12 protein-coding genes are annotated in these 14,598 nt (G+C 70.2%); 11 read left to right on the top strand and 1 reads right to left on the bottom strand.

The genetic code is table 11. The features are described 5' to 3' along the window. The first annotated feature begins 77 nt into the window (after nucleotides 1–77). The 3 genes from KBO27_RS05150 (at nucleotide 78) to KBO27_RS05160 (ending at nucleotide 3,685) form a co-directional block, all read left to right on the top strand. On the top strand, nucleotides 78–1,259 hold the full coding sequence (locus KBO27_RS05150; protein WP_210968798.1) for a CaiB/BaiF CoA transferase family protein: 1,182 nt from the start codon (nucleotides 78–80) through the stop codon (nucleotides 1,257–1,259). Continuing rightward, complete coding sequence (locus KBO27_RS05155) at nucleotides 1,256–2,449, top strand: acyl-CoA dehydrogenase family protein (protein WP_210968799.1); 1,194 nt, start codon at nucleotides 1,256–1,258, stop codon at nucleotides 2,447–2,449. Before KBO27_RS05150 ends, KBO27_RS05155 begins: the two co-directional genes overlap by 4 nt. A gap of 75 nt (nucleotides 2,450–2,524) precedes the next feature. Beyond that, nucleotides 2,525–3,685 carry an MFS transporter gene (locus tag KBO27_RS05160; protein ID WP_210968800.1) on the top strand — a complete coding sequence of 387 codons (1,161 nt, stop codon included), beginning with the start codon at nucleotides 2,525–2,527 and terminating at the stop codon, nucleotides 3,683–3,685. A gap of 9 nt (nucleotides 3,686–3,694) precedes the next feature. Here KBO27_RS05160 and KBO27_RS05165 read toward each other — a convergent pair whose 3' ends face one another. Next, nucleotides 3,695–4,444, bottom strand: coding sequence for an SAM-dependent methyltransferase (locus tag KBO27_RS05165; protein WP_210968801.1), 750 nt, complete (start codon nucleotides 4,442–4,444; stop codon nucleotides 3,695–3,697). A gap of 173 nt (nucleotides 4,445–4,617) precedes the next feature. Here KBO27_RS05165 and KBO27_RS05170 point away from each other — a divergent pair, with 173 nt between their 5' ends. From KBO27_RS05170 to ehuB, 8 genes are all read left to right on the top strand, one after another. Next, the gene (locus KBO27_RS05170) at nucleotides 4,618–5,700 is read left to right on the top strand and encodes an S-(hydroxymethyl)mycothiol dehydrogenase (RefSeq protein ID WP_210968802.1); all 1,083 of its coding nucleotides are present in this window, start codon (nucleotides 4,618–4,620) and stop codon (nucleotides 5,698–5,700) included. 97 nt (nucleotides 5,701–5,797) lie between these two features. Beyond that, nucleotides 5,798–6,427, top strand: coding sequence for an MBL fold metallo-hydrolase (locus KBO27_RS05175; RefSeq protein WP_210968803.1), 630 nt, complete (start codon nucleotides 5,798–5,800; stop codon nucleotides 6,425–6,427). Between the two features lie 219 nt (nucleotides 6,428–6,646). Then, on the top strand, nucleotides 6,647–7,885 hold the full coding sequence (locus KBO27_RS05180; protein WP_210968804.1) for a sensor histidine kinase: 1,239 nt from the start codon (nucleotides 6,647–6,649) through the stop codon (nucleotides 7,883–7,885). Between the two features lie 36 nt (nucleotides 7,886–7,921). Then, the gene (locus KBO27_RS05185) at nucleotides 7,922–8,620 is read left to right on the top strand and encodes a response regulator (protein ID WP_132685481.1); all 699 of its coding nucleotides are present in this window, start codon (nucleotides 7,922–7,924) and stop codon (nucleotides 8,618–8,620) included. Between the two features lie 42 nt (nucleotides 8,621–8,662). After that, entirely contained in the window at nucleotides 8,663–9,724 is a 1,062-nt protein-coding gene (locus KBO27_RS05190; RefSeq protein WP_210968805.1) for a Gfo/Idh/MocA family protein, read from the top strand. Nucleotides 9,725–10,001: 277 nt separating this feature from the next. Next, complete coding sequence (locus KBO27_RS05195) at nucleotides 10,002–12,377, top strand: phosphoketolase family protein (RefSeq protein WP_210969223.1); 2,376 nt, start codon at nucleotides 10,002–10,004, stop codon at nucleotides 12,375–12,377. Next, the gene (locus tag KBO27_RS05200) at nucleotides 12,362–13,462 is read left to right on the top strand and encodes an acetate/propionate family kinase (protein WP_210968806.1); all 1,101 of its coding nucleotides are present in this window, start codon (nucleotides 12,362–12,364) and stop codon (nucleotides 13,460–13,462) included. Before KBO27_RS05195 ends, KBO27_RS05200 begins: the two co-directional genes overlap by 16 nt. Nucleotides 13,463–13,708: 246 nt before the next feature. Next, nucleotides 13,709–14,593: an ectoine/hydroxyectoine ABC transporter substrate-binding protein EhuB gene (ehuB, locus tag KBO27_RS05205; RefSeq protein ID WP_210968807.1), complete on the top strand. Its 885-nt coding sequence runs from the start codon at nucleotides 13,709–13,711 to the stop codon at nucleotides 14,591–14,593. The last annotated feature ends 5 nt before the right edge of the window (nucleotides 14,594–14,598 follow it).

Raw genomic sequence — 14,598 nt, forward strand, 5'->3', positions numbered from 1 at the left:
GATCAACTGTATATTGGATCCAAATTTCCGGACGCGCAAGAACGTCGCTGCGCGCGCGCCGTCGGAAGGGTGGGGTCATGGAAGCGCTGCCGTTGGACGGCGTCGTCGTCGCCGACTTCAGCCGGGTGCTGGCCGGGCCGTACGCCACGATGCTGCTGGCCGACCTCGGGGCCACCGTGATCAAGGTGGAACGCCCCGGCACGGGGGACGACACGCGCTCCTGGGGTCCGCCCTGGACCGAGAACAGCTCCTCCTACTTCGAATCCGTCAACCGCGGCAAGCGCAGCGTGCGCCTCGACCTGTCCCGGGACGAGGATCGGGCCGCCGCGCGCGAGCTGGTCCGGCGGGCCGACGTGCTGGTCGAGAACTTCAAGGTCGGTTCGCTGGCGCAGCACGGCCTGGACTTCGAGTCCGCGCACGAGCTCAACCCGCGGCTGATCTACACCTCGATCTCCGGGTTCGGCTCCCAGGAAGGCGCCGAGCTTCCCGGCTACGACTTCGTGGTGCAGGCCCTGGGCGGCCTGATGAGCATCACCGGTGAGCCCGAGCGGCCACCGGTGAAGGTCGGCGTCGCCGTGGTCGACGTGCTCACCGGCAAGGACGCGGCGCTGGGCATCATGGCCGCGCTGCGCCACCGGGAGATGACCGGCCGGGGCCAGCACGTCGAGGTCAACCTGATGTCCAGCCTGCTGGGCTCGCTGGCCAACCAGATGTCGAGCCTGCTGACCACCGGCATCGCGCCGCAGCGGATGGGCAACCAGCACCCGAGCATCGCCCCCTACGAGACGCTGCGCTGCGAGGACGCCTTCCTGGCCGTGGCGGTCGGCAACGACGCGCAGTTCCGCAAGCTCAGCGAGGCGCTGGGTCTGGTGTCCATGGCCGACGACCCGAAGTTCGCCACCAACGCCCAGCGGGTCGCCCACCGCGAGGAGATGCTGAGCAGGCTGGAGAACGTGCTCGGCGCGCGCACGGCCGCCGACTGGCAGCAGCGGTTGCAGGGCGTGGGCATCGCGTGCGGGCAGGTCAACGATCTGTCCGGTGCCGTGCACTACGCGGAGTCGCTGGGGTTGCGGCCGATGGTCGACCCAGGCGGGGGCGCCGCGATGCAGGTGCGGATGCCCATCGACTTCTCCGGGCACGGCAGCGCCGAGGTGACCGCGCCGCCGCTGCTCGGCGAGCACGACAAGGAGGTCCTCGCGTGGCTGGAGGACCCCGAACAACAGCTTCCCCCGATCTCGTCCAGGAGGGACCCGCAATGAGCGCCGGTGGAAACCGCCCGAAGTTCGACCCGCACGACCCGCTGGGCATCGACGCCGAATTCACCCCGGAACAGCTGGCGATCCGCGACAGCGTGCGCGCGCTGTGCCGCGACCACGTGCAGCCGCACGTCGCCGAGTGGTACGAGAACGGCGAGTTCCCGCAGGCCCGCGAACTGGCCAGGGAGCTGGGCAAGCTCGGCGTGCTGGGCATGCACCTGGAGGGCTACGGCTGCGCCGGTCTGTCCGCTGTGGACTACGGAATCGCCTGCGAGGAGCTGGAAGCCTGCGATTCCGGGTTGCGCTCGCTGGTGTCGGTGCAGGGGTCGCTGGCGATGTACGCGATCTGGCGCTGGGGCTCGGAGGAGCACAAGCAGCGCTGGCTGCCGCTCATGGCCGCCGGTGAGGCGATCGGGTGCTTCGGCCTGACCGAGCCCGACCACGGCTCGGACCCGTCGTCGATGCGCACCGCCGCTCGCCGCGACGGCTCCGACTGGGTGCTCAACGGCCGCAAGATGTGGATCACCAACGGCAGCATCGCCTCGGTGGCGGTCGTGTGGGCGCAGACCGACGAGGGCGTGCGCGGCTTCGTGGTGCCCACCGACACGCCGGGCTTCTCGGCTCCGGAGATCAAGCGCAAGCTCTCGCTGCGCGCGTCGGTGACCGCCGAGCTGGTGCTCGACGACGTCCGGCTGCCGGCCGATGCGGTGCTGCCCGAGGTCACCGGCCTGCGCGGACCGCTGTCCTGCCTCAACGAGGCCCGCTTCGGCATCGTGTGGGGTTCGGTGGGTGCCGGGCGCAGCTGCCTGGAAGCCGCGCTGGACTACGCCACGAGCAGGGAGCAGTTCGGACGCCCGATCGCCGGTTTCCAGCTCACCCAGTCCAAGCTGGCCGACATGGCCGTGCGGGTGCAGAACGGCAGGCTGCTCGCGCTGCACCTGGGCAAGCGCAAGGACGCCGGGCAGCTGAGCCCGCAGCAGGTCAGCTTCGGCAAGCTGGACAACGTCCGGGGTGCCCTGGAGGTCGCCCGCACCGCGCGGACCATCCTGGGCGCCAACGGGATCTCGCTGGAGTACCCGGTGATCCGGCACATGACGAACCTGGAGTCGGTGCTGACCTACGAGGGCACCAGCGAGATGCACGCGCTGACCATCGGCCAGGCGCTGACCGGGATCCCGGCCTTCCGGGGATGACTGGTTCGTCACCTTAGCCTTGCTAAGGATCGTTCGGCGCCGGAGGCTGGCAGGACCTGGGACGAAGGGGCCTTGATGTCAGCCGTGGCGGTCGAACAGCGCAGCGTCGGAATACCGCGAGTGCTCTCGTCGGTGGCCGCGGTGGTGACCGTCGGGGTGTTCCCGGTGTTCCTCGTCGGCGGGCTGGGCGTGCAGTTGCAGCAGGACCTGCGCTTCGGCGCGGCGCTGCTGGGCGTGGGCGCGGCCGGGTTCTTCGGCGTGGCGTCGGTGTCCTCGCGCGGCATGGGCTGGGTGGTCGAGCGCATCGGCGCCCGGCTCGGCATGCGCATCGGCGTCCTCGGCAGCTCGCTGTGCCTGTTCGGGCTGTCCGCCGCGCCGAACGCGGTCTGGCTGATGGGACTGCTGTGGCTGGCCGGGTTGCCCAACTCGTTGGCGCAACCGGCCTCGAACCTGCTGATCGCACAAGGAGTTCCGGCGCACCACCGGGGAATGGGCTTCGGCGTGAAGCAGTCGTCGATCCCGGCCGCCACGCTCCTGGCGGGCGTGGCGGTGCCCGCCATCGCGCTCACCGTCGGCTGGCGCTGGGTGTTCCTGATCGCCGGCGTGATCGGACTGGTCGCGGCCGTGGCGGTGCCGAAGCTGCCGCAGGCCGAGCGGTCCCAGGCCACCCGCCCGGGTTCGGCCGGCGCCGACGGGAAGTTCACGGCACTGCTGCTGATCGCGATCGCAGGCGGCTTGGGTTCGGCAGCGGCCAACGCGCTCGGGGCCTTCGTCACCACCACCGCCGTCGAGGTGGGCTTCAGCCCGTGGGCCGCCGGGCTGGTGCTGTCGCTGGGCTCGGCCGTGGGGCTGACGATCCGGCTGGCCGCCGGTGTGACCGCCGACCGGAAGAACCCCAACCTGATCCGCGTCATCACGGTGATGCTGCTGATCGGTTCGCTGGGTTTCGGGCTGATGGCGGTGGATTCGCCGATGGTGTTCCTCATCGGCGTGGCCATCGGTTTCGGCGCGGGCTGGGCGTGGCCGGGTCTGCTGAACTTCGCCGTCGCCAAGATCGCCCCGGACCGGGTGGCCAGCGCGACCTCCTTCACCCAGACCGGCATCTACTTCGGCGGCAGCCTCGGTCCGCTCCTGTTCGGACTCATCGCCGAGCACGCGGGCCTCACCGGCGCGTGGATCGCCGCAGGGGTGTGCGCCATCACCGCCGCGATCCTGCTGATGTTCGTCCGGCGCTGACCGGGCCCGTCACTTCCGCGCGAGGCCACCGAACATCAGGCGGTACGGGGCAGTGGTCCGCGTGCCCGGGTCCGGACGCCAGTCGCTCAGGTAGGTGGCGCCGGGGGGAACGGGCGTGAAGTCGCCGAAGAAGGACTCGATGCGGTCGGTGTCGCGTGAGAAGAGCGGGTCCGAGGTTTCCGCGTAGTGCTCGGTGAGCGTGCGGGCGGAGGCCGGGTCGTGACTGCCGGTGACGTGCGAGACTAGCAGGTGGCTTCCGGGAGCGAGCCGGGACCGGTACTCGGCCATCAGCAGCCCGACCGGCTCGTCCAGGTTCAGCAGCGCCCTGACCTCGGCGGACTCCAGAACGGACTGGGGATCGCGCATGTCGGCGTGGGTGATGGCGGCGTTGATCTCGGCGGCGAGCAGCGGCTTGCTGTGCGCGACCGTCAGCGGCTCGTTGTCCACGTAGACGACCCGGAAGTGGCGGGTGCGCCGGCGCGCCACCTCGTGCACGTGGCCGATGGTGGGGATGCCCGAGCCCAGGTCGAGGAACTGCCGGACACCGTGCGCGAGCAGGTATTCCACCGCTCGGCGCAGGAACGCGCGGTTCTCCTGGTAGGTGCCGGTGATGCCGGGCAGGGCTGTGCCGATGCGCTCCACCATGGCGCGTTCGACTCCGAAGTTGTGACAACCTCCGAGGAACGCGTCGTACATCCTGGCGGCGGCGGGACGTCCGATGTCCATTTCCCGGACAGCCGCCTTGCGCGTGTCGACCATGCTCTCCCTCTCCCTCTCCACCGAAATCGTACAGTAGTCGTCACGTAACCCAACGTGTTCAACATCGTTCGGCGACGCGCGCGGCGAGCCCTTGTGATGGCCGGTCGCGCATATGACGATGTGGCTGCGCCATTGCGCAGCGAATCCCGACAACGCGGTCCCAGGAGGCAGTCGTGTCCGACGTGCAGGCGGTGGTTTCGGCCGGCAAGGGCAAGCCGGTCGAGGTGGTGACGATCAGGGTCCCCGATCCGGGGCCCGGCGAGGCGGTCGTGCGCGTCCAGGCGTGCGGGGTCTGCCACACCGACCTGCACTACCGCGAGGGCGGCATCAGCGACGAGTACCCGTTCCTGCTCGGCCACGAGGCCGCCGGTGTCGTGGAGCAGGTCGGCGAGGGCGTCACCGACGTCGAGCCCGGTGACTTCGTGGTGCTGAACTGGCGAGCGGTGTGCGGGGTCTGCCGGGCCTGCAAGCGCGGTCGTCCGCAGTACTGCTTCGACACCCACAACGCCTCCCAGCCGATGACCCTGACCGACGGCACGCCGCTGTCCCCGGCGCTGGGGATCGGCGCGTTCGCGGAGAAGACGCTGGTCCACGCCGGTCAGTGCACGAAGGTCGATCCCTCGGCGCGGGCCGCGGTGGCCGGGCTGCTGGGATGCGGCGTGATGGCGGGCATCGGCGCGGCGGTCAACACCGGCCAGGCCGGGCCGGGCGACAGCGTGGCCGTCATCGGTTGCGGCGGTGTCGGCGACGGCGCCGTGGCCGGAGCGGCGATGGCCGGTGCCCGGCGCATCATCGCGGTGGACACCGACCCCAAGAAGCTGAGCTGGGCCGAGGGCTTCGGCGCCACGCACACGGTCAACGCCGCCGAGCAGGACAGCGTCGAAGCGATCCGGGAGCTCACCGGTGGTTTCGGCGCGGACGTGGTGATCGACGCGGTCGGCAGGGTCGAGACCTTCAAGCAGGCGTTCTACGCCCGCGACCTGGCCGGAACCGTGGTCCTGGTGGGCGTTCCCACGCCTGAGATGACGCTGGACCTGCCGCTGCTGGACGTCTTCGGCCGCGGCGGTGCGATCAAGTCGTCCTGGTACGGCGACTGCCTGCCGGAACGCGACTTCCCGATGCTCATCGAGCTGTACCAGCAGGGCAGGTTGCCGCTGGAGAAGTTCGTGACCGAGGAGATCGCCCTCGGCGACGTCGAGGAGGCGTTCGGCAAGATGCACCGCGGAGAGGTCCTCCGCTCCGTGGTGACCTTCTGAGAACCCGTTGCTGGACTCGTCCTGCGTGGCGGTCCGCCGCTCGCGCACGTCCAGGAACACCTCCTCAAACCCCGAACCCCGAATCCTGGTGGTGAAGATGACTTTGCGAATGGACCACGCGGTCACGTCGGGAACCTTCTCGCTGGACGGCCAGACGTTCGAAGTGGACAACAACGCCTGGGTCATCGGCGATGACGCCGAGTGCGTGGTGCTGGACGCGCCGCACGACGTGCCCGCGATCCAGAAGCTGATCGGTGACCGGAAGGTGCGCGCCGTGCTGTGCACGCACGCTCACGACGACCACGTGCGCCGGGCGCCGGAACTGGCCGACGCGGTCGGCGCCCCGATCCACCTGCACCCGGACGACCTGGTGCTGTGGAACATGACCCACCCCGACCGCGAGCCCGACCGGCAGCTGGCCGACGGCGAGGTGATCGAGGTCGGCGGCGGTGAGCTGCACGTGCTGCACACGCCGGGCCATGCGCCGGGCGCGGTGTGCTTCTACGCGCCGAACGAGGGCGTGGTGTTCACCGGCGACACGCTGTTCGCCGGTGGTCCGGGTGCGACCGGGCGTTCCTACTCGGACTTCGGCGTGATCACCGGTTCGATCCGGGATCGCTTGCTGCCGCTGCCGCCGGAGACCAAGGTCCACCCTGGACACGGAGAGTCGACGACGATCGGCGACGTCCGTCCGCAATTCGACGAATGGGTGGCTCGCGGCCACTGATCAGTCGTCGGTTCGACACGGAGCGTTCTACACTCCCACTTTCGACGGATGAGGTGGGGCCGAACGGCGGGCAAGATCTTGGGCCCGTCGTTCGGCGTGCCGGTGCGACGGGAGCGGCGTGCCGCGGATGCCGGAACCCCCGACTCCGGTGTTCGCGGCGCGTGTTGCCGACGGGGCCGCACGCGGCTCCGTGAGCCCCGTTGCAGACAGGCAGGTGCGATGGATCAGGTCGTCGGCAGGCTGGTGCTGTCCCGTTCGAGGTCGGGGTTCTGGCAGTGGGCGCTCACCCATCGCGTGACGCTCGGCGACGTCGCGTTCGTGCTCGCCGCGTCGGTGCTGTACGTCTTCGACGCCGCGCTGGCCGACCACCCGCCGTGGATGCCGTGGTGGGTGCCGATGGCCATCGGCGGCCCGGCCGGTCTGCTGCTGCCGCTGCGCCGACGGGCTCCGTGGACGGTGCTGTTCGTGCTGGTCGCGACTGCGTCCGGGCTGAGCGCCTTCCAGCTGAGCATCGGTGCGCTGAACCTGGTCATCCAGGTCGCGCTGTACTCGGTCTGCGTGCGCAGCACGCCGTCGATGATGGTGGCCGCCGCGGGGCTGGCGATGTTCTACCCGGTCGCCGACGCGATCGCCTACGAGATGGGTCCGCTGATGGGCGCGCTGCGGGTCATCGGGGCCGTGGTGAACCTGGTGATCGTCGTGGGCCTGGCCTACGCGGTGCAGATCGGCCGCAGGCGCGCTGATCAGCTCGAACGCACGTTGGCGCTGCTGGACGAGGCGCGCGATCAGCTGGCCGCCGACGCCGCCTCGATCGAACGCGCCCGGATAGCGCGGGAGTTCCACGACATCGTCTCGCACAACCTCTCGGTGGTGGCGCTGCGCGCGGGCGTGGCGCGGGCGGTGATCGATCGCGATCCCGACCACGCCCGGCAGACGCTCCAGGAGCTGGAGAGCAGCTCGCGGGGAGCGCTGGGGGAGATGCGGGACATGCTCACCGCGCTGCGCGAGCGCGACGTGACCGGCAAGGAGACCGTCGACTGGCAGCCCACGCCCACCCTGGACGGCCTGGACGCGCTGGTGGACTCGGTCCGCGGCGGGCAGGTGACCTGGAAGCTGGACCGGCGCGGCCCGGTGCGCGAGCTCGGGCAGGCCGTGGAGATGACCGCCTACCGCATCGCCCAGGAGGCGATGACCAACGTGCTCAAGCACGCCGGAGCCGGTCGCGCGCGGGTGCTGCTGGAGTACGCGCCCACCACGGTGCGCATCGAGGTCACCAACGAGCTCAGCGCGCTGGACGACCAGAAGCAGCGGCCTGCGCACCAACAGTCGGGTCACGGATTGATCGGCCTGCGGGAACGCGTTGCGCTGCTGGGTGGAACTTTGACAGCACATCCAGTCATGAACGGTTTTCGCCTTGAGGCCGTGTTACCGTGCCCGGAAAATTCGGACCTGGCCTGAGCCGAAATGTCAGGCCGCCAGGACCTAGGAGGCTCGGTGGGAACTGCGGAGACGACCGTCCTGGTTGCCGATGACCAAGCGATGATCCGCGCGGGACTGGTCGCGCTGCTGTCCAACGAGCCGGGACTGCGCGTCCTGGCGGAGGCTTCCGACGGTGACTCGGCGGTGGCCGCGGTGCGGCGGCGACGCCCGGACGTGGTGCTGCTGGACGTGCGGATGCCCGGCAAGGACGGCATCGCCGCGGCCCAGGAGATCCTCGCGGAGACCGATGGCACCACATCGGTGATCATGCTGACGGTGCACGACCTCGACGAGTACGTCTACGGCGCGCTGCGCGCCGGAGCCAGCGGCTTCCTGCTCAAGGACGCCAGTCCCGAGGAGCTGGTCAAGGCCGTGCACACGGTCGCGGCCGGCGAGGCGCTGCTGGCGCCCCGGGTGACCAAGCGGCTGCTCCAGCGCTTCGCGGCGCTGGGCGTGCGCGACGCCCGCAGCGAGCTGTCCGTGCTCACCGAGCGCGAGGTGGACGTGCTGCTGGAGGTCGCGCGCGGCGGCTCCAACGCCGAGATCGCCCGCAACCTGGGTCTGGCCGAGCTGACCGTGAAATCGCACCTCTACCACGTGATGCAGAAGCTGCAGATCTCCTCCCGGACGCAGCTGGTGATCCTCGCCTACGAGACCGGCCTGGTCTGCCCGGGGCAGGACAACGCCCGCCCACCGCGCCAGGTCTCGGCCTGACGCCCTGCCGAACCCGTGCGGCGCGACGTGTCTAATGGGGCCATGCACGGCTCGGAACAGCACGAACTCAAGGTCGGACTCGTCGGCTACGGCTCGGGTGGAGCGATCTTCCACGCGCCGTTGATCGCCGCCAACCCGCGGCTGCGGCTCGACGCGGTCGTCACCTCGAACGCGGAGCGGCAGGCGCAGGTGCGCGCCGACCACCCGGGTGCCGAGCCGGTGGCCGGGATGGACGCGCTGTTCGCCCGCGAGCCCGACCTGGTGGTCATCACCACGCCCAACCGCACGCACGTCGAGCTCGCCAAGGCCGCGCTGGACGCGGGTTTTCCGGTGGTGGTGGACAAGCCCTTCACACCGACCGCGCAGGAGGGGCGCGAGCTCATCGAGCACGCCCGCGACCGGGGGCTGCTGCTGACGGTGTTCCAGAACCGCCGCTGGGACAGCGACATCCGCACCGTGCGCAAGGTGCTGGCCGGCGGTGAGCTGGGGCGGGTGCACCGCTTCGAGTCCCGCTTCGACCGCTGGGCGCCGCAGCCCAAGCCCACCTGGCGCGATTCCGGTGGCGCCGAGGACGTCGCGGGCTTGCTCTACGACCTGGGCAGTCACCTCATCGACCAGTCGTTGCAGCTGTTCGGGCCGGTCGCCTCGGTCTACGCCGAGATCGACCGCCGCAGGCCGGGCGTGCGCGCCGACGACGACTCGTTCGTCTCGCTGACCCACGCCAACGGCGTCCGCTCGCACCTGTGGATGAGCAAGCTCGCGGCGGTGTCCGGCCCGCGCCTGCGCGTGCTCGGCGACCAGGGCACGTTCACCAAGCACGGCACCGACCCGCAGGAAGCCGACCTCCGCGCCGGCAAGCGGCCCGTGGACGACACCTGGGGCCGCGAGCCCGAGGACATCTGGGGCGAGCTCGGCGACGGCGAGACCGCGCGGAAGGTTCCGAGCGAGCCCGGCGCCTACCAGGCGTTCTACGACGAGGTCGTCGAAGCCCTGACGGTCCACGGCCCGGCGCCGGTGGATCCGGCGGACGCGGTCACGGCCCTGGACATCATCGCCGCGGCCCAGCGCTCCTCGGAGAACCAGACGGTCGAACGCCTCCTCTGAGGCGCACCCCCGACAGCCGTGCCGCCGGGTGGTTTTGGTCCGAACCGACCGGTGATCAAGCCCGCTCTGCCCGGTCGGTTCGGGCCAGAACCGCCCCGTGCCCCCGCGCGCCCGACGTCCACCCGCGCTCCTGCGCGTCCGCTCCGCGGGCCTGACGGCCTCGGGCCCGTTTCTCCGAGTTGCGCCTGCGCTGTGGGCCAGCAGGCTGTGTGGGTGGTTCGACGTTCGGGGGTCGGGGATGAGCAGTGACGCGCAGGTGTCCGAGGCGGGGTGGACGATGACCCCGGCGGTGAGCGAGCACCTGGAGCCGCAGGAGCTCGACGGGGTGCAGCTGTGGTGGCGCGCGGCCAACTTCCTGTCGGCGGGCCAGATCTACCTGATGGACAACCCGCTGCTGCGCGAACCGCTGCGCCCCGAGCACATCAAGCCGCGGCTGCTCGGGCACTGGGGGACCACGCCCGGCCTGAACTTCATCTACGCGCACCTCAACCGGGTCATCCGGATGCGCGATCTCGCCATGATGTACGTGATCGGCCCAGGTCACGGTGGTCCTGGTCTGGTGTCGGCGGCCTGGCTGGAAGGCACCTACAGCGAGATCTACCCGGACGTCGCCCAGGACAACGACGGCCTGAAGCGGCTGGTCACCCAGTTCTCGTTCCCCGGCGGCATCCCCAGCCACGTGGCGCCCGAGACGCCCGGGTCGATCCACGAGGGCGGCGAGCTCGGCTACGCGCTCTCGCACGCGTTCGGGGCCGTGTTCGACAACCCCGACCTGATCGTCCCCTGCGTCATCGGCGACGGCGAGGCCGAGACGGGTCCGCTGGCGACCAGCTGGCACTCCAACAAGTTCCTCAACCCGGTCACCGACGGCGCGGTGCTGCCGATCCTGCACCTCAACGGCTACAAGATCGCCAGCCCGGCTGTCCTCGCGCGCATCCCGGACGACGAACTGCTCGGCATGCTGCGCGGTTTCGGCTACGAGCCCTACCTCGTCGCCGGGGACGAACCGGCACCGATGCACCACCTGTTCGCCGCGACGCTGGACCGCTGCCTCGACGAGATCGCCGCGATCCAGCGCCGGTCGCGGCGGGAGGGCGTCCAGCAGCGGCCCCGGTGGCCGATGATCGTGCTGCGCACCCCGAAGGGCTGGACCGGGCCCGACACCGTGGACGGCAAGTACGTGGCCGGCACCTGGCGCGCGCACCAGGTGCCGATCTCCGATCCGCGGGGCAACCCGGAGCACCTGTGGCAGCTGGAGTCGTGGTTGCGCAGCTACGAGCCGGGGGAGCTGTTCGAGTCCTCGGGCGCTCCGGTGCGCAAGATCCGCGAGCACAACCCGACCGGCGATCGCCGGATGAGCGCCAGCCCGCACGCCAACGGCGGACACCTGCTGCGGGCCCTGCGGCTGCCGGAGTTCCGGGACTACGGGATCGAGGTGGAGCAGCCGGGTGCGAGCTCCGGTGAGGCGACCCGCGTCCTGGGCCGGTTCCTGCGGGACGTGATGCGGCTGAACGAGAACGAGCGGAACTTCCGGATCTTCTCGCCGGACGAGAACAACTCCAACCGGCTGGCCGCGATCCTGGCGGCCACCGCGCGCACCTGGAGCGCCGAGACGCTGCCCGGCGACGACTCGCTGGCGCGCGACGGCAGGTTGATGGAGGTGCTCTCCGAGCACACCTGCCAGGGCTGGCTGGAGGGCTACCTGCTCACCGGCAGGCACGGGTTCTTCTCCTGCTACGAGGCCTTCGCGCACATCGTGGACTCGATGGTCAACCAGCACGCCAAGTGGCTCAAGGTCACCGGGCGGCTGGCCTGGCGGCAACCGATCGCCTCGCTGAACTACCTGCTGACCTCCCACGTGTGGCGGCAGGACCACAACGGCTTCTCCCACCAGGACCCGGGGTTCATCGACCACGTGGTGAACAAGAAGGCCGAGGTGGTGCGGGTCTACCTGCCGCCGGACGCCAACACCCTGCTCTCGGTGGTCGATCACTGCCTGCGCAGCCGCGACTACATCAACGTCGTCGTGGCGGGGAAGCAGCCCGCGCCGCAGTACCTGGACATGGAGTCGGCGGTGGTGCACTGCACCAAGGGGATCGGCATCTGGGACTGGGCCTCCAGCGACGACGACGGCGATCCCGATGTGGTGATGGGCTGCGCGGGCGACGTGCCCACGATGGAGACCCTGGCCGCGGTGGACCTGCTGCTGCGCGAGTTCCCGGACCTGCGGATCCGGGTGGTCAACGTGGTGGACCTGATGCGGTTGCAGGGCGAGCGGGAACATCCGCACGGGCTGTCCGACGCCGAGTTCGACAGCCTGTTCACCCGGGACCGCCCGGTGATCTTCAACTTCCACGGCTACCCGTGGCTGATCCACCGGCTGACCTACCGCCGGAGCAACCACGAGAACCTCCACGTGCGCGGGTACAAGGAGGAGGGCACCACGACCACGCCGTTCGACATGTGCGTGCTCAACCAGATCGACCGGTTCAACCTGGCCATCGACGTCATCGACCGGGTTCCCCGGCTCGGCCCGCGCGCCGCCTACGCGCGGGAGGCGTTGAAGACCAAGCTGATCGAGCACCGGCACTACGTGTCCACGCACGGGGAGGACATGCCTGAGATCCGGGAGTGGTCTTGGCCGGGCCGGTGAGGGTGCTGACGGTCAACGCAGGCTCCAGCAGCCTCAAGCTCGCCCTGCTCGACGGCGACGAGCTGGTCGACGACCGGCACGTGGAGCACTGGGGTGGCGAGCCGGAGCCGATCGAGGAGTTCCTCGACGAGCACGGCGCCGAGGTCATCGGGCACCGGGTGGTGCACGGCGGCGATCGCATCACCGAAGCCACGATCGTCGACGACGAGGTGCAGGACTACCTGGAATCGCTCACCGACCTCGCGCCGCTGCACCAGCCGCGCGCGATCGACGGGATCCGGGTGGCGCGGCGGATCGCGCCTCGCGTGCCGTCGGTGGTGTGCGTGGACACCGCCTTCCACGCGCGACTCCCGGCCGCCGCCGCGATCTACGCGCTGCCGCGCGAGTGGAACGAGCGGTATTCCCTGCGCCGCTACGGTTTTCACGGTCTGTCGCACTCCTACGCGGTGCGGCGCGGGGCGGAGCTGACCGGCCTGGACCCCGGGCGCGGGAAGGTGCTGAGCTGCCACCTCGGGGCCGGGGCGTCGATGGCGGCGGTGCTCAACGGCCGTTGCGTGGACACCACGATGGGCTTCACCCCGGAGGAGGGGCTGGTGATGAACACCCGGAGCGGCAGCGTCGATCCCGGGCTCATCGGCTGGCTCATCGATTCCCGCGGTCTCGCGCCGAAGGAGGTCTTCGAGACCCTGGCGCGGAGGTCCGGAATCGCGGGGCTGGCGGGCGGGAACGGCGATCTCCGCGACGTGCTGGACGCTCGGGAGAACGGCGACCACGACGCCGCAACGGCTTTCGACGTCTACCGGCACAGCCTCGTGCGCCACGCCGGGGCGATGCTGGCGGTGCTCGGCGGCTTGGACCTGCTGGTGTTCACCGGCGGGATCGGCGAGCACCAGCCGCCGGTGCGCGCGGCCGTGGGCTCGGCGCTGGTCTTCGCGGGGGCGGCCATCGATCCGGCGCACAACATCCACGCGACCGAGGGCGAGATCAGCGCGGCCGGCGCCACCGCACGCAGCGTCGTGGTGCGGGCGCGGGAGGACCTGGAGATCGCGCGGCAATCACGCGTCGCCGTGGCGGTGCACGGCTAAATTTCGATCTTCACCCGTCCGTGTCTAAATTCATCCGAATGAAACTCCTCCGGATCTCGAGCGGCTGTCCGGGGTGCCGCTGTTTGCGCTGGAAATGCGTCTCGATTCGGCAATCTCGCGTGATTCGCGGAAACAGATCGGTGACACGTCACGGTCCGTTTTCGCGTTGACAGGGCCAAAGGGGCGACTTACCGTCTGCCCAACCGCATCACTCGAATGGGCGATGTATCAGGGAGGTCTGGGCCGATGCGCAGGACCGAAATTTCTCGACGGCAGATGCTCCGCGCCGGTGGAGCGGCGGCACTCGCGGTGCCCGTCACCGGTTTCCTCGGCGGGTGCACCTTCACCCAGCCCGGTTCCGGGCAACCGACCGGATCCACCTTGGACCGGCTCAAGCAGCAGGGATACGCGCGAATCGCGATCGCCAACGAGCCGCCCTACACCCAGATCAACCCCGACGGCAGCGTCACCGGAGCCGAGCCCGACGTGGTCGCCGCGGTGCTCAAGCGCATGGGCGTGCCCCGCATCGAAGGCATCGTCACCCCCTACGAATCGATGATTCCGGGGCTCAACGCGAGCCGGTGGGACATCATCGCCGCCGGATTGTTCATGAAGCAGTCGCGGTGCAGCCAGATCCGCTATTCGGAACCGGAAATCGTGTCCACCGAATCGTTCGCGGTGCCCGCGGGAAATCCGAAGAAGCTCACCGGAATCGCGGCCGTGAAAGCCGATCCCGCGCTGAAGATCGCCGTCCTGCCGGGCGGTTTCGAGGACGGCGCGCTGAAAACCGCCGGAGTCCCGGCCTCGCAGGTCGTCAACATCCCCGACGGCCGCAGCGGGATCGAAGCCGTGCAGGCGGGCCGCGCCGACGCGTTCTTCCTGCCGACCCTGTCGCTCAACGCGCTCAAGACCGAGGGCATCGAGATCACCGGTGCCATCACCGACGTGCAGCAGACCGGCTCGGGCGCCGGTTTCCGCCAGGCCGACGCCGACCTGGTCGCCGCCTACGACGAGCAGCTCAAGGCGCTCAAGGCCACGCCCGAGTTCGACCAGATCCTCGGCAAGTGGGGCTTCTCCGGGGACGCCGCGAGATCCGTGACCCGCGAACAGCTCTGCGCCGTACCGGGCTGAGCCGC

Origin of the sequence: Saccharopolyspora endophytica (assembly GCF_018070075.1) — a bacterium.
Lineage (GTDB): Bacteria > Actinomycetota > Actinomycetes > Mycobacteriales > Pseudonocardiaceae > Saccharopolyspora > Saccharopolyspora endophytica.

Bases quoted from the DNA above. Each gene is read 5' to 3' on its own strand.
- KBO27_RS05150 (WP_210968798.1), top strand. From the start codon at position 78: ATGGAAGCGCTGCCGTTGGACGGCGTCGTCGTCGCCGACTTCAGCCGG.
- KBO27_RS05155 (WP_210968799.1), top strand. From the start codon at position 1,256: ATGAGCGCCGGTGGAAACCGCCCGAAGTTCGACCCGCACGACCCGCTG.
- KBO27_RS05160 (WP_210968800.1), top strand. From the start codon at position 2,525: ATGTCAGCCGTGGCGGTCGAACAGCGCAGCGTCGGAATACCGCGAGTG.
- KBO27_RS05165 (WP_210968801.1), bottom strand. From the start codon at position 4,444: ATGGTCGACACGCGCAAGGCGGCTGTCCGGGAAATGGACATCGGACGT.
- KBO27_RS05175 (WP_210968803.1), top strand. From the start codon at position 5,798: ATGACTTTGCGAATGGACCACGCGGTCACGTCGGGAACCTTCTCGCTG.
- KBO27_RS05180 (WP_210968804.1), top strand. From the start codon at position 6,647: ATGGATCAGGTCGTCGGCAGGCTGGTGCTGTCCCGTTCGAGGTCGGGG.
- KBO27_RS05190 (WP_210968805.1), top strand. From the start codon at position 8,663: ATGCACGGCTCGGAACAGCACGAACTCAAGGTCGGACTCGTCGGCTAC.
- KBO27_RS05195 (WP_210969223.1), top strand. From the start codon at position 10,002: ATGACCCCGGCGGTGAGCGAGCACCTGGAGCCGCAGGAGCTCGACGGG.
- ehuB (WP_210968807.1), top strand. From the start codon at position 13,709: ATGCGCAGGACCGAAATTTCTCGACGGCAGATGCTCCGCGCCGGTGGA.